This is a genomic window from Aromatoleum aromaticum EbN1, from assembly GCF_000025965.1.
Lineage (GTDB): Bacteria > Pseudomonadota > Gammaproteobacteria > Burkholderiales > Rhodocyclaceae > Aromatoleum > Aromatoleum aromaticum.
In genome coordinates this window covers 1,877,752-1,899,147 of the sequence record NC_006513.1, presented here as the reverse complement: position 1 = coordinate 1,899,147, position 21,396 = coordinate 1,877,752, and the positions used below count along the sequence as shown (strand labels likewise).

Annotated in this window: 20 protein-coding genes; 11 read left to right on the top strand and 9 right to left on the bottom strand. The window is 65.6% G+C overall.

The genetic code is table 11. The features are described from left to right. Positions 1–93: 93 nt before the first annotated feature. From EBN1_RS08940 to EBN1_RS08910, 7 genes are all read left to right on the top strand, one after another. Positions 94–1,206: a branched-chain amino acid ABC transporter substrate-binding protein gene (locus tag EBN1_RS08940; RefSeq protein ID WP_011237624.1), complete on the top strand. Its 1,113-nt coding sequence runs from the start codon at positions 94–96 to the stop codon at positions 1,204–1,206. Between the two features lie 207 nt (positions 1,207–1,413). Next, entirely contained in the window at positions 1,414–2,529 is a 1,116-nt protein-coding gene (locus EBN1_RS08935) for a branched-chain amino acid ABC transporter substrate-binding protein (RefSeq protein WP_011237623.1), read from the top strand. Between the two features lie 91 nt (positions 2,530–2,620). Next, positions 2,621–3,553, top strand: coding sequence for a branched-chain amino acid ABC transporter permease (locus EBN1_RS08930; RefSeq protein ID WP_011237622.1), 933 nt, complete (start codon positions 2,621–2,623; stop codon positions 3,551–3,553). Between the two features lie 12 nt (positions 3,554–3,565). Then, positions 3,566–4,666: an ABC transporter permease subunit gene (locus EBN1_RS08925; RefSeq protein ID WP_011237621.1), complete on the top strand. Its 1,101-nt coding sequence runs from the start codon at positions 3,566–3,568 to the stop codon at positions 4,664–4,666. Then, on the top strand, positions 4,663–5,439 hold the full coding sequence (locus EBN1_RS08920; RefSeq protein ID WP_011237620.1) for an ABC transporter ATP-binding protein: 777 nt from the start codon (positions 4,663–4,665) through the stop codon (positions 5,437–5,439). The genes EBN1_RS08925 and EBN1_RS08920 overlap by 4 nt, the downstream gene beginning before the upstream one ends. Next, positions 5,429–6,181 (top strand): ABC transporter ATP-binding protein, encoded by a 753-nt coding sequence (locus EBN1_RS08915; RefSeq protein WP_011237619.1) that lies wholly within the window; start codon positions 5,429–5,431, stop codon positions 6,179–6,181. The genes EBN1_RS08920 and EBN1_RS08915 overlap by 11 nt, the downstream gene beginning before the upstream one ends. 208 nt (positions 6,182–6,389) lie before the next feature. After that, positions 6,390–7,478 carry an NAD(P)-dependent alcohol dehydrogenase gene (locus EBN1_RS08910; protein WP_011237618.1) on the top strand — a complete coding sequence of 363 codons (1,089 nt, stop codon included), beginning with the start codon at positions 6,390–6,392 and terminating at the stop codon, positions 7,476–7,478. Positions 7,479–7,531: 53 nt separating this feature from the next. On the opposite strand, the gene EBN1_RS08905 is transcribed toward EBN1_RS08910, so the two are convergent. The 4 genes from EBN1_RS08905 to EBN1_RS08890 are packed head-to-tail and all read right to left on the bottom strand — an operon-like array spanning position 7,532 to position 11,679. Beyond that, on the bottom strand, positions 7,532–9,103 hold the full coding sequence (locus tag EBN1_RS08905; RefSeq protein WP_011237617.1) for an FAD-binding oxidoreductase: 1,572 nt from the start codon (positions 9,101–9,103) through the stop codon (positions 7,532–7,534). A 13-nt stretch (positions 9,104–9,116) separates the two neighbouring features. After that, positions 9,117–9,809: a hypothetical protein gene (locus tag EBN1_RS08900; protein WP_011237616.1), complete on the bottom strand. Its 693-nt coding sequence runs from the start codon at positions 9,807–9,809 to the stop codon at positions 9,117–9,119. A 10-nt stretch (positions 9,810–9,819) separates the two neighbouring features. Beyond that, entirely contained in the window at positions 9,820–10,158 is a 339-nt protein-coding gene (locus EBN1_RS08895) for a c-type cytochrome (RefSeq protein ID WP_011237615.1), read from the bottom strand. Positions 10,159–10,206: 48 nt separating this feature from the next. Further along, complete coding sequence (locus tag EBN1_RS08890; protein WP_011237614.1) at positions 10,207–11,679, bottom strand: aldehyde dehydrogenase family protein; 1,473 nt, start codon at positions 11,677–11,679, stop codon at positions 10,207–10,209. Positions 11,680–11,878: 199 nt separating this feature from the next. Here EBN1_RS08890 and EBN1_RS08885 point away from each other — a divergent pair, with 199 nt between their 5' ends. Continuing rightward, entirely contained in the window at positions 11,879–12,127 is a 249-nt protein-coding gene (locus EBN1_RS08885) for a KUP/HAK/KT family potassium transporter (RefSeq protein ID WP_011237613.1), read from the top strand. Here EBN1_RS08885 and EBN1_RS08880 read toward each other — a convergent pair. The 3 genes from EBN1_RS08880 to EBN1_RS08870 all read right to left on the bottom strand — a co-directional run bounded on the left by EBN1_RS08880 (position 12,072) and on the right by EBN1_RS08870 (position 15,284). Then, a complete protein-coding gene (locus tag EBN1_RS08880) occupies positions 12,072–13,256 on the bottom strand; it encodes a multidrug effflux MFS transporter (RefSeq protein ID WP_011237612.1) in 1,185 nt (394 codons plus the stop codon). The genes EBN1_RS08885 and EBN1_RS08880 overlap by 56 nt on opposite strands. Positions 13,257–13,402: 146 nt before the next feature. Beyond that, the gene (locus EBN1_RS08875) at positions 13,403–14,896 is read right to left on the bottom strand and encodes a YifB family Mg chelatase-like AAA ATPase (protein WP_011237611.1); all 1,494 of its coding nucleotides are present in this window, start codon (positions 14,894–14,896) and stop codon (positions 13,403–13,405) included. Between the two features lie 124 nt (positions 14,897–15,020). Continuing rightward, positions 15,021–15,284, bottom strand: coding sequence for an accessory factor UbiK family protein (locus tag EBN1_RS08870; RefSeq protein WP_011237610.1), 264 nt, complete (start codon positions 15,282–15,284; stop codon positions 15,021–15,023). Positions 15,285–15,570: 286 nt separating this feature from the next. On the opposite strand from EBN1_RS08870, the gene EBN1_RS08865 reads away from it, so the two are divergent. The 3 genes from EBN1_RS08865 to EBN1_RS08855 are packed head-to-tail and all read left to right on the top strand — an operon-like array spanning position 15,571 to position 18,056. Next, entirely contained in the window at positions 15,571–16,302 is a 732-nt protein-coding gene (locus EBN1_RS08865) for a TorF family putative porin (RefSeq protein ID WP_041646079.1), read from the top strand. Between the two features lie 49 nt (positions 16,303–16,351). Beyond that, positions 16,352–16,690: a P-II family nitrogen regulator gene (gene glnK, locus EBN1_RS08860; RefSeq protein ID WP_011237608.1), complete on the top strand. Its 339-nt coding sequence runs from the start codon at positions 16,352–16,354 to the stop codon at positions 16,688–16,690. Positions 16,691–16,703: 13 nt separating this feature from the next. After that, the gene (locus EBN1_RS08855) at positions 16,704–18,056 is read left to right on the top strand and encodes an ammonium transporter (protein WP_011237607.1); all 1,353 of its coding nucleotides are present in this window, start codon (positions 16,704–16,706) and stop codon (positions 18,054–18,056) included. Positions 18,057–18,198: 142 nt separating this feature from the next. Here the strand turns inward: EBN1_RS08855 and EBN1_RS08850 are convergent, their stop codons facing one another. Then, entirely contained in the window at positions 18,199–19,224 is a 1,026-nt protein-coding gene (locus tag EBN1_RS08850) for a 2-oxoacid:ferredoxin oxidoreductase subunit beta (RefSeq protein WP_011237606.1), read from the bottom strand. A 50-nt stretch (positions 19,225–19,274) separates the two neighbouring features. Beyond that, positions 19,275–21,185: a 2-oxoacid:acceptor oxidoreductase subunit alpha gene (locus tag EBN1_RS08845; protein ID WP_011237605.1), complete on the bottom strand. Its 1,911-nt coding sequence runs from the start codon at positions 21,183–21,185 to the stop codon at positions 19,275–19,277. Positions 21,186–21,396: the final 211 nt, after the last annotated feature.

Here is a 21,396-nt window from a genome sequence, read left to right as displayed (position 1 = left end):
ATGGCTATCGTGCCGTGGGCTAGAATCGCATCATGCCGGCGTGCAAATCAAGTCGCGGCCGCTGGTGACCTGCACCCATCCGGGAGGAGCCTCATGAAAAGGACATTGCTCGCACTCGCACTGGTCGGCTTCGGTTGTTCGGCCCTTGCCCAGACGTCAGTGAAGATCGGTCACGCCGGGCCGCTGACCGGTCCCATTTCCCACATCGGCAAGGACGGCGAAAACGGCGCGCGCCTCGCGATCGACGACGCCAATGCGAAAGGCATCACGATCGGCGGCCGGAAAGTGCAGTTCGAGCTCGTCGGCGAGGACGACCAGGCCGATCCGCGCGTCGCGACGACGGTCGCGCAGCGCCTCGCCGACACCGGCGTCAAGGGCGTCGTCGGCCACGTCACGTCGGGAGCATCGATTCCCGCGTCGCGCATCTACGAACAGGCCGGCATACCGATGATCACGCCGTCATCGACGAACCCGAAGCTCACGCTGCAGGGATACGAAGTCACGTTCCGCGTCATCGCGAACGACCTGCAGCAGGGCGCGGCAATGGCCAGGCATGCGGCGCAGAGCCTGCAGGTCGGCAAGGTCGCGATCATCGACGACCGTACCGCGTACGGGCAGGGGCTCGCCGACGCGTTCGCCGACAGCCTGAAGCAGCATGGCGTGCAGGTCGTCGGGCGCGAATTCACGACCGACAAGGCGACCGACTTCACCGCGATCCTGACGAAAATCAAGGGCAGGCAGCCGGACGCGCTGTTCTTCGGCGGCATGGACGCGCAGGCCGCGCCGATGCTGCGCCAGATGAGGCAGCTCGGCATCGGCGCGCGCTTCCTCGGCGGCGACGGCGTGTGCACCAGCGAAATGATCAAGCTCGCCGGCGAGGCGATGAGCGCCGACACGTACTGCACGCAGGCCGGCATCCCGATGGCGAAAATGCCCGGCGGCGCGCAGTTCAACGAGCGTTTCAAGGAGCGCTTCAAGACCGACGTGCAGCTGTATGCCCCTTACAGCTACGACGCGACGATGGCGCTGATCGAGGCGATGAAGACGGCTGGCTCGGCCGAGCCGCAGAAATACCTGCCGGCGCTGCAGAAGCTCGACATGCAGGGCATCACCGGCACCATTGCGTTCGACCGGAACGGCGACATCCGCGACGGCGGGGTCACGATGTACCGCTTCAGCGACGGCAAGTGGGAAGCGCTGAACTGAGCGCGCGACCTTGACGCCCCGCGGCTGCCGTTCAGCGGGGCGAAATTCCGCCGCGCGGGACGCAACCGGCTCACCATGGCGTCATTACCGGGCAGTATAGTGGCGCTTTCCGGAGTGTCCGACGCGCAGCTGCCGAGGGCGCGGGCGAGGGCGACGTGACACGCGGCGCATCGGCCCGGTTTCCCGATTTTCACTGGAGGGGCAAGCATGAAGAGAAGCGTTGTTGCACTCGCAGTCCTGGGGCTCGGCCTGTCGCTGGCCCATGCGCAGGAAACCGTCGTCAGGCTCGGCAGCGTCGCCCCGCTGACCGGCACGATCTCCCACCTCGGCAAGGACAACGAGAACGGCGCGAGGCTCGCGATCGAGGACGCGAACGCGAAAGGCGTGACGATCGACGGCAAGAAAGTCAGGTTCGAACTGCTCGGCGAGGACGACCAGGCCGACCCGCGCACCGGCACGACCGTCGCGCAGCGCCTCGTCGATGCCGACGTCAAGGGCGTCGTCGGCCACCTGAATTCGGGCACGACGATTCCGGCGTCGCGCATCTACAACCAGGCCGGCGTGCCGATGGTATCGCCGTCCGCGACGAACCCGACGCTGACCCGCCAAGGCTACCCGGGCGTGTTCCGCACGATCGCCAACGACGTGCAGCAAGGAGGCATGCTCGGCAAGTTCATCGTCGGCTCGCTCGGCGCGAAGACCATCGCGATCATCGACGACCGCACCGCGTACGGCCAGGGCCTCGCCGACGAGACCGAAAAAGCGGTCAAGGCCGCCGGCGGCAAAGTCGTCGCGCGCGAATTCACCACCGACAAGGCGACCGACTTCAACGCGATCCTGACCAAGATCCGCGGCGTCAAGCCGGACGCGATCTTCTTCGGCGGCATGGACGCGCAGGCCGGCCCGATGCTGCGCCAGTTGAAGCAACTCGGCATCGAAGCGAAGTTCGTCACCGGCGACGGCGGCTGCAGCCCGGAGATGATCAAGCTCGCCGGCGACGCGATCAACGCCACCACCTACTGCTCGATGCCCGGCCTGGCGATCGACAAGATGCCGGGCGGGCCGGAGTTCCGCACCCGCTACAAGGCACGCTTCAACACCGACGTGCAGATCTATTCACCGTACGCCTACGACGCCGCGACGGCGATCATCCGGGCGATGCAGGCGGCCGATTCGGCCGAGCCGTCGAAGTACCTGCCGGCGCTGAAGAAATCGAACTTCCAGGGCGTCATCGGCACGGTCGCGTTCGACGACAAGGGCGACATCAAGGAAGGCGCGGTGACGATGTACCAGTACAGGAACGGCGCGTGGTCGCCGATGTGAGACTCGCCGAGAGGTGACGGCGCACGGCCGGAACCGGGGCGCGACAGAGGTGATCGCGCTCCGCAGTCGCCCCGGCATCACAAGGGTAACGATGGAAATCTTCCTGCAGCAGCTCGTCAACGGCCTGGTCGTCGGCAGCGTCTATGCGCTCGTCGCGCTCGGCTACACGATGGTCTACGGCATCCTCGGCCTGATCAACTTCGCCCACGGCGACCTCGTCATGGTCGGCGCGATGACCGCGCTGCAGACGATGCTGTTCCTGATGGGCGCAGCGCCCGGGATGTCGCCGCTCGCGATGCTGACGCTGTCGCTCGCCGTCGCGATTCCCGTATGCATGCTCCTCGGCTACACGATGGAGCGCCTCGCGTACCGGCGGCTGAGGAACGCCCCGCGGCTGGCGCCGTTGATCACCGCGATCGGCATGTCGTTCCTGCTGCAGACGATCGCGATGATGCTGTGGGGACGCAATTACCACACTTTCCCGCAGCTCGTCTCGACCGTGCCGCTGCAGCCGGTCGCGGGCGTGTTCGTCACACCGATCCAGGTGACGATCGTCGTCGGCTCGGCGCTCATCATGGCCGCGCTGATCGTGCTCGTGACGAAGACCCGGCTTGGCCGGGCGATGCGCGCGACGGCCGAGAACCACCGCGTCGCGGCGCTGATGGGCGTGGACACGAACCTCATCATCGCGCTGACTTTCGTCATCGGCGCGGCACTCGCCGCAGTCGCGGGCGTGATGTACGCGAGCAACTACGGCATCGCGCACTACGGCATGGGTTTCATGCCGGGGCTGAAGGCCTTCACCGCCGCGGTGCTCGGCGGCATCGGCAACCTCGGCGGCGCGATGCTCGGCGGCATCGTGCTCGGCCTCGTCGAATCCTTCGGCGCCGGCTACATCGAGCACATGACGTTCGGCCTGCTGAATTCGTCCTACCAGGACATCTTCGCGTTCATCATCCTCGGCCTCGTGCTCATCTTCCGGCCCACCGGCCTGCTCGGTGAACGCGTGTCCGACCGCGCCTGAACGGGGAACCCGATGAACGAGCTTGCTTCGGCCGTCCCCTGGCTCGGCAGCCGCAACCCGCAGGCGGCGCGCTGGCTGATCGTCATCGTCGCGATCGCCGCGCCGCTCGTCGCGGTGCTGTTCGGCCGCACCTGGGTGCGCGTGCTCGACTTCGCGCTGCTGTACGTGATGCTCGCGCTCGGCCTGAACCTCGTCGTCGGCTTCGCCGGCCTCCTCGACCTCGGCTACATCGCGTTCTACGCGGTCGGCGCCTACACTGCCGCTTTCCTCGCGTCGCCGCATTTCGGCGTGCACCTGCCGTTCTGGATCGTGCTGCCGGTCGCAGCCGGCTTTGCCGCGCTGGCCGGGATCATGCTCGGCTTCCCGGTGCTGCGATTGCGCGGCGACTACCTCGCGATCGTCACGCTCGGCTTCGGCGAGATCGTGCGCATTTTCCTGAACAACCTGAATTATCCGGTCAACATCACGAACGGGCCGCAGGGCATCAACGCGCTCGACCCGCTCGTGCTGTTCGGTTGGGACCTGTCGCGCAACCTCGAGATCACCGAGAACCTGTCGATCAACTCGCTGTTCCTGTACTACTACTTCTTCCTCGCCTGCGTCGCGGGCTCGATCGTGTTCATCCAGCGCTTGCAGGTGTCACGCGTCGGGCGCGCGTGGGCGGCGATGCGCGACGATGAGCTCGCCGCCAAGGCGATCGGCATCAACACGCGCAACCTGAAGCTGCTTGCGTTCTCGCTCGGCGCGACCTTCGGCGGCGTCGCCGGCGAGCTGTTCGGCGCATTCCAGGGCTTCGTGTCGCCGGAATCCTTCTCGCTGATGGAATCGATCGCGGTGCTGACGATGGTGGTGTTCGGCGGCATGGGCAACGTCGCCGGCGCGATCGCAGGCGCCTTGATCCTGTCGGCGCTGCCCGAGATCCTGCGCCACCTCGCGGTGCCGGTGCAGCAGACGCTGTTCGGCACCGTGCTGCTCGACCCCGAAGTGCTGCGCATGCTGCTCTTGTCGCTGGCGATGATCCTGATGATGCTGCTCAAGCCCGCCGGCCTGATCCCGGCGAACGCGCGCTACTCCCACGTCGAACACCTGAAACGCCACGGGGTGTCGCGATGATCACGCTGCTCGAAGCCCGCGGTATCGACAAGCGCTTCGGCGGCCTGAAAGCACTGTCGGACGTGTCGCTGACGATCGGCAAGGGAGAGATCTACGGCCTGATCGGCCCGAACGGTGCAGGCAAGACGACGCTCTTCAACGTGCTGACGGGCGCCTACGCTCCCGACGGTGGCGAATTCGTGTTCAACGGCACCGCATTGCCTTCGGCCAAGCCCCATCTCGTCGTCGCGCAGGGCATCGCGCGCACCTTCCAGAACATCCGCCTGTTCCGCGATCTCACCGCGCTCGAGAACGTCATGGCCGGGCACCACATCCGCACGAAAGCGACGATCTGGGGAATCCTCACTCAGAACAAGCGCACGCGCGAAGAGGAGCGCCTGACGACCGAACGCGCGTACGAGCTGCTCAAGTACGTCGGCATCGAGCGCTTCGCCACCGCGACAGCGAAGAACCTGTCGTACGGCGACCAGCGCCGCCTCGAGATCGCCCGCGCGCTCGCGACCGAGCCGCAGCTCCTGGCGCTCGACGAGCCTGCGGCCGGCATGAACGCGACCGAGACCGCGCAGCTGAAGCTCCTGATCGAGCAGATCCGCCGCGACGGCATCACGGTGCTGCTGATCGAGCACGACGTGAAGCTCGTGATGGGGCTGTGCGACCGCGTCGCGGTGCTCGATTTCGGCTGCAAGATCGCCGAAGGCATCCCCGCCGTCGTGCAGACCAACGAGGCTGTCATCAACGCCTACCTCGGCGGGGGCTGCCGGCATGAACACTGACCCGCCTAACCCGCCCTCGCCGCTGCTGCGACTCGACGGCGTGCAGATCGCGTACGGCGGCATCCAGGCCGTGAAGGGTATCGACCTCGAGCTCCACCGTGGCGAGCGCGTCAGCCTGATCGGCGCGAACGGCGCGGGAAAGACGACGACGCTGAACGCGATCGCCGGCATCCTGCCGCTCGCCCGGGGTGAAATCCTCTACGACGGCGACCGGATCGGGCAGGTGCCGGCGCACAAGCGGCTGCGCCGCGGCATCGCGCTGGTGCCCGAAGGGCGCGGCATCTTTACGCGGCTCACGGTCGAGGAAAACCTGCGCATGGGCGCGTATTCGCGCCGCGACGCCGCCGGCATCGAAGCCGACCTCGAGCGCGTCTATGCGATGCTGCCGCGCATCAAGGAGCGCCTTGCCCAGGTTGCCGGCACGCTGTCCGGCGGCGAACAGCAGATGCTCGCGATCGGCCGCGCGCTGCTGTCGCGCCCCAAATTGCTGCTGCTCGACGAGCCGTCGATGGGGCTCGCGCCGCTGGTCGTCGAGAAGATCTTCGAAGTCCTCCGCTCGGTCGGCAAGGAAGGCGTGACGATCCTGCTCGTCGAGCAGAACGCGAACCTCGCGCTGGAATTCTCGCAGCGTGCGTATGTCATGGAATCAGGTCGCATCACGCTGTCGGGCAGCGGCGCGGAGCTGCTGACGGACCCGAAAGTGCGGACAGCCTATCTCGGCGAGTCGGACGAAATCGCGTAGGGCTGGAGTACGGACCTTCACGGCGCTCGGGATGCTTCGCGGAGCAGATCATCTCCTTTCTTTACACCGATCCTGAAGGACATCGGCCCCCTTCGCAGATTGATGGCGCGCGGCCTGGAAACGATTCGCGCTCATACGTTACCCAATTTCGCCGCCTATAATCTGGTCAGCATGGAATGCCTGAACCATCCAACCGGAGTTAGCCGATATGAAGATTCAAGCCGCAGTAACCCCTGCTCAGGGCGAAGACTTCACTATCGAGAAAGTCACCCTTGCGCCGCCCAAGTTGAATGAAGTGCTAGTCAGGGTCGTTGCAACCGGCGTGTGCCATACCGATGCAGTGGCGCGCGACCTGGGTATTTCGCCCTACCCCATCGTGCTGGGGCACGAGGGTTCGGGTATCGTCGAGCAGATCGGTGAGAACGTCACCAGCCTGGAGGTGGGCGACCATGTGGTGATGTCCTTCGCCCATTGTGGCCAGTGCGAAAACTGCTTGACCGGCCACCCGACCGTGTGCTCGCGGTTCAACGAGCTCAACTTCGGTGGCCGGATGGAAGACGGCACCTGCCGCCTGCATCAAGGCGATACGGAGCTCTCCACCTTCTTTGGCCAGTCCTCCTTCGGCACCCATGTGGTGGCCCATGAGCGCAACGTCGTGAAGGTCGACAAGGACGTGGATCTGGCGCTGCTCGGGCCGCTCGGCTGCGGTATCCAGACCGGCGCCGGGACCGTTCTCAACCGCCTGAAGCCGGCGTTCGGCACCTCCATTGCGGTCTACGGCTGCGGCGCGGTCGGCCTGAGCGCAATCATGGCGGCGAAGATCGCCGGCTGCCAGCAGATCTTCGCCATCGATGTGCATGAAAGCCGTTTGCAACTGGCCGGCGAACTGGGTGCGACCCATGTCCTGAATGGCAAGGAAGTGGATGTGGTCAAGGAGATCAAGGAAGCCTCCATGGGCGGCACGCACTATGCGGTGGAAAGTACGGGCGTGCCACCGGTGGTGCGCCAATGCCTGCACGCGCTGCGACCGCTGGGGCAGGCGGCCATCGTCGGGGTGACGCCGGAGATGAACATCGACGTGCACAACGATCTGATGGCTGAAGGCAAGAGCATGATCGGGGTGATCGAAGGGGATTCGGTGCCGCGGGTATTCATTCCGAAGCTGGTTGAGTTCTTCAAGGCCGGGAAATTCCCTTTCGACAAGCTGGTCAAGTTCTACCGCTTCGATCAGATCAACCAGGCCTTCGAGGATTCGGCCAACGGCATCGCGGTCAAGCCGGTCCTCAGGCTCGCCTGATACGGCCGTCGGGCTCGTCCAGGGCCCGTGACCCTGGCATCGTCCTGCGGAGGTCAGGCCTTTTTATAGGTGTCCAAATCGATGCCCGAGCGGCCCGGAGCCAGAATGTTGTTCGGGTCCAGTGCGCGTTTGATGGCGTGATCCACGTCCCGCTTGACCGGGCCGTAGCTCTGCGCGACACGCTCCTGAAAACGGGTGTTAACCCGGTAAACCGCATAACCTTCCTTCTCGAACTCATCCAGCAGTTCGTTGAAGCAGACATCGGCCCGCCTGGTTTCCTCCGCACTGGTGCGATCGAAGAGGACGTCGATGACGTGGTGCATGTCGCGTGGCGCGACGATGAACTCGGCCACGTAATCCAGACCATGCTTGTGCAGGATGCGCTTGGCCATCCGTGCCTGCTTCTCGCACTCGCTGCCGCGCGCTTCGCTTACCGGCGCGAACCACATCGAGCCGCCGCCCCCGCGCCAGTTGTACAGGCCGAATTCCTGCAGGTTGGGCACGCCGGACATCAGCTCGGCGCGGTATTTGAACGGCTGCTTGGCACCGGCCTCTTCCTGGGTGACGATGCGGCCCTTGCCGAGCTTCGTGAACGCGTCGGTGACGATCTTCCAGTTCACATCGACCTGCTCCCGGGTGCCGTACAGCGCGGCGTAGAGGTTCCACGCGCCCATGCCGGTATCCTGCTGCATCTGCTTGATCACGCTGTCCGGCGTGTGGCCTGGTTCGGTGATGTAGTCGGAGCGGCGCAGGTGCGCGCTGCCGGCTTCCCACAGGGTGCTAGCGATCACTACCGAGTTGGGGATGGTGCCGGACATGCGCAGCGGACGAAGCAGATCAACGATCTCGACGATATCCTCCTCGTTCTCGAAAATGACCTCGAACGGTTTGAACACCGGTGGCTTGGGCATCAGCCAGAAGCCCATCTTGGTGGTGATGCCGTAGTTGGCCTGGGTGAACATGCCATCCAGCGTCGGGCCATAGCCCCATTTGAAGATCTGCCAGGTGTTGCTGCCCTTCACCCCGCCCATACCAGTGCGGTAGACGTCACCGTTGGCCAGCACCACTTCCATGCCGCACTGCATCATGAAGTGCTCGCCGTACGGGGTGTAACCCACGCCGCGGTCCATGGTGTTGCCGACCGGTCCGGCAATGGCCGAGGGCGCCGAGAAGGACAGCATCACCGGCAGATTGTTCTCCTCGATGTAATCGTAGAGCTGCCCATAGGTCACGCCTGGCTCGACCAGGGCATAGCACATGTCCGTGTCGATCTTGATGATCTTGTTCATCTTCTTCAGGTCAAGGATGACCTGCCCACGCTGGCTCGGCGCGGCTGAGCCGTAACCGAAGTTTCGGCCGGTGGAGATGGTCCAGATCGGAATTCTGTGCTCGTTGCAGATGCGCACCACACCCTGCACCTGCTCGACCGTGGTCGCCGTCAGCGCTGCCGAAGGCGCATGAGCGGCATTCTCGACGGACATCATGATTTTATTGTAGGGCAGCAGCTGATCGGCTTGGACCAGCACGCTCTCTTCACCCAGCAAAACGCGGAACTTCTCGATTGCCTTGTTGAATTCTTCCTGGACCACCCCTCTGGGCAATACAGCGTTATTCTGTTCAGGCATTGATCAGACTCCTTCAGGCCTCGATCGAAAAAGAAACGAAGCTGCCGGTGATTGGCGCGCTCGCAGTGGGTGCCAGTGGGGCGGCCAGCGTCGTGCGCGTGCCCAGCGAAGCCAGCAAATAACCGATACTGCTCGCCCACTGGGCCGACTGACCGGTGCCGCGTGACGGTCCGCTCATTCGGCGCGGCACGATCGGTCCATTCTGACGCTCCTCATTCAGGCTGAAACCCGCTCCACAGGCCTGCAGCTGACGGCTGAACTGCTGCGAACAACCTTCAGCGCTATCGGTATTGAGCAAATGATGGCGGCTGAACCCGGCTTCAGCGATGTGCTGCCCAAGCCACTGCACGCGTGCGCCGCCACTACGAGCCATATCCACTACCAGAGCTGCCGAGGCATCATCCAGCAGGCCGATGAGCCGCATCGGCTGACGACTCCGCAGCTGGCGCTCAAAATCCAGCATGAAGCCCGGATCGCGACCGACCCGCTGCACCTGCAGCCGTGTGTCACTGGCCGCCAGGGCGCCATACAGGAAAATCGACTCGGCCGCCCCCTCGTTTGCCAGCGCCACGACCGGCCGGGCGGCTGCGGTAGCGCTCGAGCCGGCAGTGGCGGCGGCAAACGCGCGTACTGCGCTGCCCATCGTCACACCGGCGATACTGCTCAGGGCCATGCTCTTGAGCACGAAACGACGGTTCACACTCATGACAGGCTCCTCAAGGCCGAGCTGCCGGAGCCGGCAGGGTCGACAGGTATTCAGTCACCTGAGCAAGGGATTGGTCATCGATGTAGGAGGCAGGGAACGCTGGCATGGCGTTGAAGCCATTGCGTACGATGTACCGAATATAGCTTTCGGGCAGGTCGCGGCCGGCGATCACCGGACCCACTCCGACTTTAGGGTCGTGGCAGTGGCCGCAGACTTTGTCATACAGGTTCTTGCCACTGCCCCATTGGCTGTCATCCTGCGCTTGGGTCGATGCGGCCAGCAGCGCAAAGGGCAGGACACTCGCCACTAGCGCTCGTTTCGCAGCCTTGCCGCTCAAGGAATCAGACATTTTTGATTCTCCAATAGCAAGTGGACGGCCGAGCATCAGACCGATGCATCAGAACGGATAGCGACGCGGCGCGTGCTGCACCGTGACCCAGTGATCCGTCGTGAACTCCTCGATTGCCCAGTCACCGTTGAACCGCCCCAAGCCAGAATTCTTCTCGCCGCCGAAGGGTGCGTTTGGCTCGTCGTTGACCGGCATATCGTTGATATGAGTCATGCCGGCACGGATCCGCTGCGCGAACTGCACGCCACGGGAGGTATCCCCAGTGAACACGGCGCTGGACAGCCCGTACTCGCTGCTATTGGCCAAGGTCAGTGCATGCTCCGCGTCGCGGGCGCTCTGGATGCCGACCAGCGGGCCGAAGATCTCCTCGCGGGCGATTTCCATATCGGCGGTCACGTTGCCGAATACATGCGGCGGCATGACGTTGCCTTGCGGGTCGCCGCCCACGAGGACCACTGCACCTTCCTGTTGCGCCTTGCTGATTTTGGCCGTGAGGCCTGCCAGCTGTTTGGCGTTGATCACCGGGCCCACAATGGTTTCCGGCTTGCTCGGATCGCCATACGGCAATGCCTTGACCCGCTCGACAAAGCGCCGTGTGAACCCTTCCAGCAGAGGGGCTTCAACGATGATGCGGTTGATGGCCATGCAGATTTGCCCCTGGTGCAGGAACTTGCCGACCACCGCAGCGTTCACCGCCGCATCCACATCCGCATCGGCCAGCACCACAAACGGACTGTTGCCGCCCAGTTCCAGCGCCACGTGCTTGAGGTGCGTGCCGCCGCTCGCAAGACGGCCGATGTTTCGGCCGACGGGCGTGGAGCCGGTAAAGGAGATGAAGGACGGCACCGGGTGCTCGACGAAGGCATCGCCGATGTCCGAGCCGGCCCCAACCAGCACACTCAACACGCCTGCCGGCAGCCCGGCTTCCTCGAAGATGCGCGCCAGCAGCAGGCCGCCGGTGATCGGCGTATCACTCGCCGGTTTGATGACCACGGCGTTGCCCAGCGCCAGCGCCGGGGAGACTGAACGGGCACTCAAGTGCAGCGGAAAGTTCCAGGGACTGATCACTCCTACCACACCCAGCGGCGCGCGGTAGACACGGCTTTCCTTGCCCGGCACATCCGAAGGCAAAATGCGGCCATGAACCCGGCTCGGCAGGCTCGCGGACTCCAGCGTGATGGCGCGGGCGGAAGCCCACTCGATTTCGGCCTTGATGTGGGTACTGCCGGACTCACGAATCAGCCAGTGGAGGATTTCTTCCTTGCGCTCATCGAAAATTTCGACGGCCCGACGCATTACGTCACCACGCACCGTGGGCCCCATTGTTGCCCATTCGGATTGCGCCTTTTGCGCCGCATGATAAGCCTGGTCCAGATCCTCACAACTGGCCATCGGCAGGCTCAGCAGGGTTTTGCCGGTGAAAGGGTCGGTGACATCGAGATTGCGTTCGGCGCTTCCCGCTCGCCACTGCCCGGCAATCGGCTGCAATTCAAGGTTTTGATAGGCCGGCTTGCTCTTCATGACATCTCTCTCCTTGTATCCGGAGCCCTCCGCGCCAGACACTGATCAAAGCGACCCGGCCGGCTTTGGAAGGGGTCGAGCACACCATTCCAGTTTCTGTCTCAAGCGTCAAGCTCTGTTCCGCGTTGAGAATAGGCAGCGAAAGTGGCTGCCGGCAACGTACAGGGTCTCCAAATTCGAACAACGCAGAAACCTGGGCGTGCCCTACGTAACACCGGCCGAGCGCCTGCAGCTCGAGCAGCTCGATTTCGGCTTCTGGCGCCTGCGGGTGAAGTACGGCTTCAAGGACGAGCCCGACATCCCCGCCGAACTCGCCCGCTGCCGCGAGCTCGGCCTCAAGATCGACCTGATGGAAACGAACACCGTTGAACGCGACGGACGAGAGGGTCGGGTCAGGCTTCCACGCGGCGCTGCCAGGACAGGAAGCACAACAGGCCGAGCGACATGAAGCCCGCCATGCCGGCAGCGAGCGTCAGCGGCGAGCTCCACAGCAGCGGCGCCAACACTCCCGCAGTGACCGCATTGACGCTGACCTGCAGGAAGCTCTGGCAGCTCGACGCGAGGCCACGCCGCGCGGGAAAGCGGTCGAGCGCGATCAGCGTCAGGCTGGGCATCACCAGCGCCATGCCGATCGTGTAGATCGCGACCGGCAGCACCGACCACGGCAGGCCGGGCGTCACCAGCGCGCCGATCAGCACGTTGAGCACTGCCGCCCCGCCCATGATCGCGAAACCGGTCGTGATCGTGCGCCCGTGCTGCCAACGTCCGGCCATGCGCCCGGACAGCGCCGAACCGCACACCATGCCGAGCACGGTCGGCACGAACATCCAGCCGAACTGTTGCGGCCCGAGACCGAGATGGCCGATCAGGAAGGCCGGTGCGGACAGCACGTAGAGGAAGAACCCGTTGAAGTTGAACGCGACCGCCCCGGCGACGAGCAGGAACGCCCCGCTGCCGAGCACTTTCGTGTAGGCACGGCCGAGGCTGACCGGGTGCAGCGGATGGCGCGCCGCGGCGGGCAGCGTCTCGGGCAGGTAGCGCCAGGTCAGGTAAGTCAGCCCGCCGGCGAAGAGGGCGAGGAACACGAACACCGCGCGCCAGCCGGCGATCGCCAGCAGCAGCCCGCCGATGATCGGCGCGATCGCCGGCGCGATGGCGAAGATCATCGTGACGCGCGCCATCAGCCGCTGCGCCTGCGCGCCGTCGTAGAGGTCGCGGATCACGGCGCGCCCGACCACCATCCCCGCACCGCCGCACAGCCCTTGCAGCACGCGCCCGGTCCACAGCCATTCGATCGACGGCGCCAGCGCGCACACGAGCGACGCCAGCACGAACAGCGCCATCGACCCGAGGATCACGCGCCGCCGGCCGAAATGGTCGGCCAGCGCGCCGTGCCACAGCACCATGAACGCGAAAGTCGCCATGTAGGCCGTCAGCGTCTGCTGCACTTCGATCGGCGTCGCGCCGAGCGACGCGGCGATCGCGGGAAAGGCCGGCAGGTAAGTGTCGATCGAAAATGGCCCGATCGCGGCGAGCGCGGCGAGAATCGCCGCGAGCCAGGGCGAGGAAGCAGGCATCGGAATCTCTCCGGGAATCTTCTGTTTTTTTCTGTTTTTCTTCGCGTCGCCGGAGCGGGCCGCGGCTTCGACCCGAGCGCAGCCTTCGCCCGCGATGCACACGCCGCCCGGCACCGGCCCGGCAGTGCAACGCGACCGGACACGCGCTATCGCGTGTCCAGCCCGCGTCGATACTGGATCGCCTCGGCCAGATGCGCCGGACCGATGGCGTCGGCATCGGCCAGATCGGCGATCGTGCGGGCGACTTTCAGGATGCGATGATAACCCCGCGCCGACAGGTTCAACCGCTCGATCGCGTGGGCCAGGAGCTTGCGGCCTTCGGCGTCGGGCGCGCACAACGCGTCCACGCGGCCCGCCGCTAAGCGGCTGTTCGGCTCATTCTGGCGCTCGCGTTGGCACGCCCACGCACGCTCGACGCGTGAGCGCACCGCTTCGCTCGATTCGCCAGCGGGTTGCGCGAGCATCTCGGCCTGGTCGAGCAGCGGCACTTCGATGATGACATCGATGCGATCGAGCAGCGGGCCCGACAGCTTGCCGCGGTAGCGCGCGATCTGGTCCGGCGAGCAGCGGCAGCGGGCGCTGCCGGCATGGCCGCACGGACAGGGGTTCATCGCCGCGACGAGCTGGAAGCGGGCGGGGAATTCCGCGCGGCGCCGGGCGCGCGACACGGTGACGAGACCCGTTTCGAGCGGCTCGCGCAGTGCCTCGAGCACGCGCCGGTCGAATTCGGGCAGTTCGTCGAGAAACAGCACGCCGTGGTGCGCGAGGCTGATCTCGCCCGGCCGCGGATCGGCGCCGCCGCCGACGAGCGCCGGCGCGGAGGCCGAGTGGTGCGGCGCGCGATACGGGCGGCGTCCCCAGTGCCGCACGTCGAACGAGCCTTCGATCGACTGGATCGCCGCGCTCTCGATCGCTTCGGCCTGCTCCATCGGCGGCAGCAGCCCGGGCAGGCGCCGTGCGAGCATCGACTTGCCGGTTCCCGGGGGCCCGAACAGCAACAGCGAATGCTGTCCGGCCGCGGCGACTTCGAGCGCGCGGCGCGCCTGAAGCTGTCCCTTGACTTCGGCGAGATCGGCCTCGGGCGGCCCGCTCCGGCTACGCAGCGGAGGCAGGTGAGGCGGAAGCACGGCACGCCCGTTCAGGTGCCCGCACACCGCGAGCAGGCTCGCCGCGGCCAGCACGCTCGCATCCTCCGCAAGCGCCGCCTCGTCCGCGTTGGCGACCGGCAGCACCAGCGTGCGGCCTTCACGAGCGGTTTCGAGCGCCACCGCGAGCGCGCCACGCACCGGGCGCAGTGCGCCATTCAGCGACAGTTCGCCGACGAACTCGTGTCGCGAAAGCGCGCCCGCATCGATCTGGCCGGATGCCGCGAGGATGCCCAGCGCGATCGGCAGGTCGAAGCGCCCGCCCTCTTTCGGCAGGTCGGCGGGGGCGAGGTTGACGGTGATGCGACGCTGCGGGAACTCGAACTGCGACGTGACGATCGCGGCCCGCACGCGATCGCGCGCCTCGCGCACCTCGGTGTCGGCGAGCCCGACGAGGTTGAAAGCAGGCAGGCCGTTGGCGAGGTGGACTTCGACCGTCACTTCCGGTGCGGCGAGGCCGACCAGCGCGCGGGTACGTATGAGAGCCAGCGACATCGAAGTCTCCGGGATGGACTGGGAGCAGTCTACCGGAGACGGCGTCGATGACAAACGCCTAGATGGATTCGGCGCAACCGCGTTGCGCCGGATGATGTGGCTGCGACGGGAGCGCGTTGCGGCTTCAGTCGGCGTCGTTTTCAGTGCGTACGCGCGTCAGCTCGGATTCCAGCGCGGCAACACGGTCTTCGAGTTCGGCGAGTTTCTGCCGCGTATGGGCGAGCATTTCACGCTGCACGTCGAATTCCTCGCGAGTGACCAGATCGAGCTTGCTGAAGGCGCTGCCGAGCAGGGCTTTGGCGTTTTTCTCGAAATCGCGCGCCGGATTGCTCGCGGCAATTTCGGAAAGCTTGGCGCCGAGTTCATCGAGGATGCGGGGACCGGGCATGGCGGCACCTGTGCGGCGGTTGTGATGGGGACAGCCAGTTTATCACGGTCGATTTCAGCCCGTAGGCAGCAAAGGAGCCGCGATGCACCATCGTGCGTCAGCCGCACCGTTCCGGTGCATCACGAAAAGCAGAGGCGTTGCAGCTTGCACCAAAACCCCCTTCACGCAGACCATGGATCTGGAGAATTCATTTGATAATCATATTGTTGCAGGACACATCCACGACATGGCATTGATCGTGCTTGTGGTGCACTGCCAGATAATTCCCCTCCTGAAGGAGCATGCAATGCGCAAGAGCACAATCGCCGCCGCCCTCTTCACCATCATGCCGGTCCTTGGCGCGGGTTCCGTCCTCGCCGCCGACGGTCCCTTCACTGCGAACGTCAGCCTGGTCACCGACTATGCGTACCGCGGCATCAGCCAGACCGATGAACGCCCGGCGCTGCAAGGCGGGGTCGACTACGCCCACGACAGCGGCTTCTATGCCGGCGTCTGGGGCACGAACGTCTCGTGGCTGCGCGACGCCGAAACGACTTCGTCGTCCGGCAACAGCCTCGAACTGGATGTGTACGGCGGCTACCGGACCGTGTTCGGCGCGCTCGGCCTCGATGTCGGCCTGCTGCAGTACTACTACCCGGGCGACTTCGACCGCTCGTGGCGGCGCGACACCGGGCTGTCGAAGCCGGACACTCTCGAAGGCTACGTCGGGCTGAGCTGGGAATTCCTGACGTTCAAGTATTCCCATGCCTTCACCGATCTCTTCGGCACGCCCGGCTCGGACCACAGCAAGTACCTCGACCTGACGGCGAGCCACGAAGTGATGCCCGGCCTCGCGCTGAGCGCGCACGTCGGCCGCCAGGTCGTCACAGGCCCGGCCGATTCGTACACCGACTGGAAGATCGGCGCGACGAAGGCCGTCGGCGACTTCACGCTCGGCCTGCACTACGTCGATACCGACCTCGACGACGTCGACCTCGCCGAGGAGCGCCTGATCCTCTCATTGAGCCGGACCTTCTGAACCCCCACCGCTGCCGCGGGCACGTCCCGCCCGACTGAAAGGAAAGACCATGAAATTCGTCACTGCCATCATCAAGCCGTTCAAGCTCGACGAAGTGCGTGAAGCGCTCTCGGCGATCGGCGTGCAGGGTATCACCGTCACCGAAGTCAAGGGTTTCGGCCGCCAGAAAGGCCACACCGAGCTGTATCGCGGCGCGGAGTACGTCGTCGATTTTCTGCCTAAAGTGAAGATCGAGGCCGCGATCCGCCCCGATCTGCTCGATCAGGCGATCGAGGCGATCGAAAAATCGGCCGCGACCGGCAAGATCGGGGACGGCAAGATCTTCGTTTTCGATCTCGAACAGGCCATCCGCATCCGCACCGGCGAAACCGGTCCCGACGCGCTGTAACGGAGAAAAAAACATGAAGAAACTCTACGCATTGCTGCCCGCCGCACTTGCGCTCGGGCTCGCTGGCGGCAGCGCGCTCGCCCAGGAAGCTGCAACAGCCGTCGCACCTGCCGTCGAGGCCGCCGCCGCAGCGCCGATCGTCGAGAAAGGCGACGTCGCGTGGATCATGACGTCGACCCTGCTCGTGCTGTTCATGGCGCTGCCGGGCCTCGCGCTGTTCTACGGCGGCCTGGTGCGCTCGAAGAACATGCTGTCGGTGCTGATGCAGGTGATGGTCGTGTTCTCGCTGATCGCGGTGCTGTGGGTGTTCTATGGCTATTCGCTCGCGTTCACTGAAGGAGCGCCGTTCATCGGCTCGCTCGACAAGCTGTTCCTGTCCGGCGTGACGATCGACACGCTCGCCGACACTTTCACCGACAACGTCAAGCTGCCCGAATTCGCGTTCGTCGCGTTCCAGGCCACGTTCGCGGGCATCACCGGAGCGCTGGTCGTCGGTGCGTTCGCCGAGCGGATGAAGTTCTCCGCGGTGCTGATCTTCTCGGTGATCTGGTTCACGCTGTGCTACCTGCCGATCTGCCACATGGTGTGGGGCCCCGGCGGCATGCTGCTCGATGACGGCGCGCTCGACTTCGCCGGCGGTACGGTGGTGCACATCAACGCCGGGGTGGCGGGTCTCGTCGGCGCGTACATGGTCGGCAAACGGATCGGCTTCGGCCGCGAAGCGCTGACGCCGCATTCACTGACGCTGACGATGGTCGGCGCGTCGATGCTGTGGGTGGGCTGGTTCGGCTTCAACGCCGGCTCGAACCTCGAAGCGACGTCAGGTGCCGCGCTGGCATTCATCAACACGCTCGTCGCGACCGCCGCCGCAGTGCTCGCATGGTCGCTCGGCGAGGCGCTGTTCAAGGGCCGGCCGTCGATGCTCGGCGCAGCGTCGGGTGCCGTTGCCGGTCTCGTCGCGATCACGCCGGCGTGCGGCTCGGTCGGGCCGATGGGCGCGATCGTCATCGGCCTGCTCGCCGGCTTCGTCTGCCTGTGGGGCGTCAATGGCTTGAAGCGCATGCTCGGCGCGGACGACGCGCTCGACGTGTTCGGCGTGCATGGCGTCGGCGGCATCCTCGGCGCGATCCTGACCGGGGTGTTCACCGCCCCGTCGCTCGGCGGCACCGGCGCCGAGGACTTCTCGATCGCTGGCCAAGTCTGGATCCAGACCTATAGTGTATTGATCACGATCGCGTGGTCGGCGGTCGTCGCGGTGATCGCCTACAAGGTCGCCGACATCCTCGTCGGGCTGCGGGTGCCCGAAGAGGAGGAACGCCAGGGGCTCGACGTCAGCGCCCACGGCGAGACGGCGTACCACCACTGAGCTTCACGGCCGGGGTTCCCTCCTCTTCCCCGGCCACTGGACGGGCGCCCCGTCGCGGGGCGCCCGTTTTTCGTCTGTGGTCGGCAAAAAAAGAAAGGAGGCTTGCGCCTCCTTCCGCGTTTTCGGCTGCGCCGCAGCGCGCTTACGCGATCGTCCAGGTCTCGCCGCCTTGCAGCAGATCGGCGAGGCGGCCGTCGCCTTTTTTCGCCCGCGCGTCAGCGTGCAGCTGCGCGTTGAGCTCGTCGTAGCTGGGCGTGCGCACTGAACGGAATACCCCCAGCGGGACCGGCAGGTCGGGCGTGTCGAACTGCGACAGGAAGAACGCGAGGCCGCTGTGCGCCGCTTTCTCGTCATGCACGACGAGCTCGCTCTCGGCGACACCGCCTTCGCCGAGCGTCACGACTTCCGGCTCCATGCCGCGCAAGCGGATGCCGCGGTCGCGCGCCTTGCCGAACACCAGCGGCTTGCCGTCCTCGAGGATCACGCGCGCGTCGTCGCGGGTCGCCTTGTCGGTCAGTGTCGAATACGCGCCGTCGTTGAACACGATGCAGTTCTGCAGGATTTCGACGAACGCGGTGCCCCTGTGCGCTGCCGCGCGCGCGAGCACCGACGCGAGATGCGGCAGGTCGGTGTCGACCGAGCGGGCGACGAAAGTCGCTCCGGCGCCGAGCGCGAGCGCGACCGGGGAGAACGGGCGGTCGATGCTGCCGAGCGGCGTGCTCTTGGTCTTCTTGCCCATTTCGGAAGTCGGCGAATACTGGCCTTTCGTCAGGCCGTAGATGCGGTTGTTGAGCAGGATGATCTTCAGGTCGACGTTGCGGCGCATCGCATGGATGAAGTGGTTGCCGCCGATCGCGAGCGCATCGCCGTCGCCGGTGACGACCCACACCGACAGCTCGGGCCGGGCGAGCTTCAGCCCGCTCGCGATTGCCGGCGCGCGCCCGTGGATGCTGTGCATCCCGTACGTGTCCATGTAGTACGGGAAGCGGCTCGAGCAGCCGATGCCCGAGATGAAAGCGAAGTTCTCGCGCGGGATGCCGAGCGTCGGCAAGAGCTTCTGGATCTGCGCGAGGACGGCGTAGTCGCCGCAACCGGGACACCAGCGCACATCCTGGTTCGATTCGAAGTCTTTTTTCGTCAGTGCGACGGGTGCGGACATGTCGTTCATGATGATCTTCCTGTAACGATGGGGCTCGTGGACGCGATGCGGCGCGTGCGTCAGCTCAGTTCGAGGATGCGGTCATGGATTTCGCTGACCTTGAAGGGCTTGCCCTGCACCTTGTTCAGCGGCACGACGTCGCACAAGTAGCGTTCGCGCAGCAGCTTCGAGAGTTGCCCCATGTTGAGTTCCGGCACCAGCACGGTCTTGTAGCGCGCGAGCAGGTCGCCGAGGTCCGGCGGCAGCGGGTTCAGGTGGCGCAGATGGACATGCGCGACCGAGCGGCCGTCGGCCTCCGCCTTCTCGCGCGCCTGCGCGATCGTGCCGTAGGTGCTGCCCCAGCCGATGACGAGCAGGTCCCCGGAGGCCGGCCCCTCGACCGTCGTCGGCGGGATGTCCTGCGCGGTGCCGGCGACTTTCGCGGCGCGCACGTCGACCATGCGCTGGTGGTTCAGCGGATCGTGCGAGATGTTGCCGGTGAGGAAGTCCTTTTCCAGGCCGCCGACGCGGTGCTCCATGCCCGGCGTGCCGGGGCGCACCCAGGCGCGCGCGAGGTTCTCGTCGCGCGCGTACGGCTGGAAGCCTTCCGGATCGGTGCGATAGCTCACCTCGACTTTCGGTAGGCTGGCGACGTCCGGAATCCGCCACGGCTCGGCGGCGTTCGCGATGCCGCCGTCCGTAAGCAGGATCACCGGCGTCATGTACTTGACGGCGATGCGGAACGCCTCGATCGCGCAGTCGAAGCAGTCGGCGGGCGAGCGCGCGGCGATCACCGGGATCGGGCATTCGCCGTTGCGCCCGTAGATCGCCTGCAGCAGGTCGGACTGCTCGATCTTCGTCGGCAGGCCGGTCGACGGGCCGCCGCGCTGCACGTTCACGATCACCAGCGGCAGCTCCAGCATCACTGCGAGGCCCATCGCCTCGGTCTTGAGCGCCATGCCGGGGCCGGAAGTCGTCGTCAGGCCGAGCGCGCCGCCGTAGGCCGCGCCGATCGTCGAGCAGATGCCGGCGATCTCGTCCTCGGCCTGATAAGTCGTGACGTTGAAATGCTTCAGCGCGGACAGTTCGTGCAGGATGTCGGTCGCCGGCGTGATCGGGTACGAGCCGAGGAAAAGCCCGACACCCGACGACTCGGACGCGGCGACGAAGCCGAGCGCCGCGGCATGGTTGCCGGTGATGCTGCGATAGATGCCGGGTTTCGCCGCCGCTTCGCGCACCTGGTAGGTCGCGGCGAAGATCTCGGCGGCGTCGGCATACGCGAAGCCGGCGCGCAGCGCATTGACGTTGGCGTCGGCGAATTCGGGCTTCTTCGCAAACTTCTCGTAAATGTCGGCGATTTCATCCTCGATCGGCCGGCCGTACAGGCACAGCATCAGGCCGAGCGCGAAGTAGTTCTTGCAGCGGCCGACTTCCTTCTTCGACAGGCCGGAATCGCGCAGCGCCGCCGCAGTCAGCGCCGAGATGTCGATCCTGAAGAGCCGGTAGCCGTCGAGGCTGCCGTCCTCGAGCGGATTGCTCGTGTAGCCGGCTTTCGCGAGGTTCGTGTCGGCGAACGCGCCGGTGTTCGCAATGATGATGCCGCCGTGCTTGACATCCGCAAGGTTGGTCTTCAGCGCCGCGGGGTTCATCGCGACGAGCGCATCGGGCGCGTCGCCGGAGGTGAACACCTGCCGCGACCCGTACTGGATCTGGTAGCCGGACACGCCGAACAGCGTGCCGGTCGGCGCACGGATTTCGGACGGGTAGTCGGGGTGGGTCGCAAAGCCGTGACCCGCCTTCGCGACGGCTTTCGAGAATTCCGAACCGGTGAGCTGCATGCCGTCGCCGGAGTCGCCGACGAAACGGATCACAACGCTGTCGAGCGCCTCGACGGCCCGTGCGCGGACGCTCGACGCGCCGGCGGCTTGGGTGCTGCCGCAGGCTGCCCTGCTATCGACTTCGGCCTCGGACGTGTATCCGGCTTCTGACATGATTTTCCTCCTCGATGGGCCCGGGTTGCCTGCCCTGATTGCGGGGCGACGCCGTCGACCGCGGGCGGGGTTTTGTTGATTACAAACAGTTTGACGTCCATCAGTATTGACGCAGGTCAAGAGAAGCGAAATATCGCCGAATCAAACGTTTTCCCGGGAATGGCAGAATTGCCGAAGCGCGCCCGCGCCACCGCTATCGGGGCGGCTGTGC

What these genes read in the sequence shown, in the direction of transcription:
- EBN1_RS08875 (WP_011237611.1), bottom strand. Translation starts at nt 14,896, where the DNA reads ATGTCGCTGGCTCTCATACGTACCCGCGCGCTGGTCGGCCTCGCCGCA.
- EBN1_RS08935 (WP_011237623.1), top strand. Translation starts at nt 1,414, where the DNA reads ATGAAGAGAAGCGTTGTTGCACTCGCAGTCCTGGGGCTCGGCCTGTCG.
- EBN1_RS08870 (WP_011237610.1), bottom strand. Translation starts at nt 15,284, where the DNA reads ATGCCCGGTCCCCGCATCCTCGATGAACTCGGCGCCAAGCTTTCCGAA.
- EBN1_RS08890 (WP_011237614.1), bottom strand. Translation starts at nt 11,679, where the DNA reads ATGAAGAGCAAGCCGGCCTATCAAAACCTTGAATTGCAGCCGATTGCC.
- EBN1_RS08930 (WP_011237622.1), top strand. Translation starts at nt 2,621, where the DNA reads ATGGAAATCTTCCTGCAGCAGCTCGTCAACGGCCTGGTCGTCGGCAGC.
- glnK (WP_011237608.1), top strand. Translation starts at nt 16,352, where the DNA reads ATGAAATTCGTCACTGCCATCATCAAGCCGTTCAAGCTCGACGAAGTG.
- EBN1_RS08920 (WP_011237620.1), top strand. Translation starts at nt 4,663, where the DNA reads ATGATCACGCTGCTCGAAGCCCGCGGTATCGACAAGCGCTTCGGCGGC.
- EBN1_RS08850 (WP_011237606.1), bottom strand. Translation starts at nt 19,224, where the DNA reads ATGAACGACATGTCCGCACCCGTCGCACTGACGAAAAAAGACTTCGAA.
- EBN1_RS08905 (WP_011237617.1), bottom strand. Translation starts at nt 9,103, where the DNA reads ATGCCTGAACAGAATAACGCTGTATTGCCCAGAGGGGTGGTCCAGGAA.
- EBN1_RS08940 (WP_011237624.1), top strand. Translation starts at nt 94, where the DNA reads ATGAAAAGGACATTGCTCGCACTCGCACTGGTCGGCTTCGGTTGTTCG.
- EBN1_RS08845 (WP_011237605.1), bottom strand. Translation starts at nt 21,185, where the DNA reads ATGTCAGAAGCCGGATACACGTCCGAGGCCGAAGTCGATAGCAGGGCA.
- EBN1_RS08895 (WP_011237615.1), bottom strand. Translation starts at nt 10,158, where the DNA reads ATGTCTGATTCCTTGAGCGGCAAGGCTGCGAAACGAGCGCTAGTGGCG.
- EBN1_RS08880 (WP_011237612.1), bottom strand. Translation starts at nt 13,256, where the DNA reads ATGCCTGCTTCCTCGCCCTGGCTCGCGGCGATTCTCGCCGCGCTCGCC.
- EBN1_RS08865 (WP_041646079.1), top strand. Translation starts at nt 15,571, where the DNA reads ATGCGCAAGAGCACAATCGCCGCCGCCCTCTTCACCATCATGCCGGTC.
- EBN1_RS08915 (WP_011237619.1), top strand. Translation starts at nt 5,429, where the DNA reads ATGAACACTGACCCGCCTAACCCGCCCTCGCCGCTGCTGCGACTCGAC.
- EBN1_RS08910 (WP_011237618.1), top strand. Translation starts at nt 6,390, where the DNA reads ATGAAGATTCAAGCCGCAGTAACCCCTGCTCAGGGCGAAGACTTCACT.
- EBN1_RS08855 (WP_011237607.1), top strand. Translation starts at nt 16,704, where the DNA reads ATGAAGAAACTCTACGCATTGCTGCCCGCCGCACTTGCGCTCGGGCTC.
- EBN1_RS08900 (WP_011237616.1), bottom strand. Translation starts at nt 9,809, where the DNA reads ATGAGTGTGAACCGTCGTTTCGTGCTCAAGAGCATGGCCCTGAGCAGT.
- EBN1_RS08925 (WP_011237621.1), top strand. Translation starts at nt 3,566, where the DNA reads ATGAACGAGCTTGCTTCGGCCGTCCCCTGGCTCGGCAGCCGCAACCCG.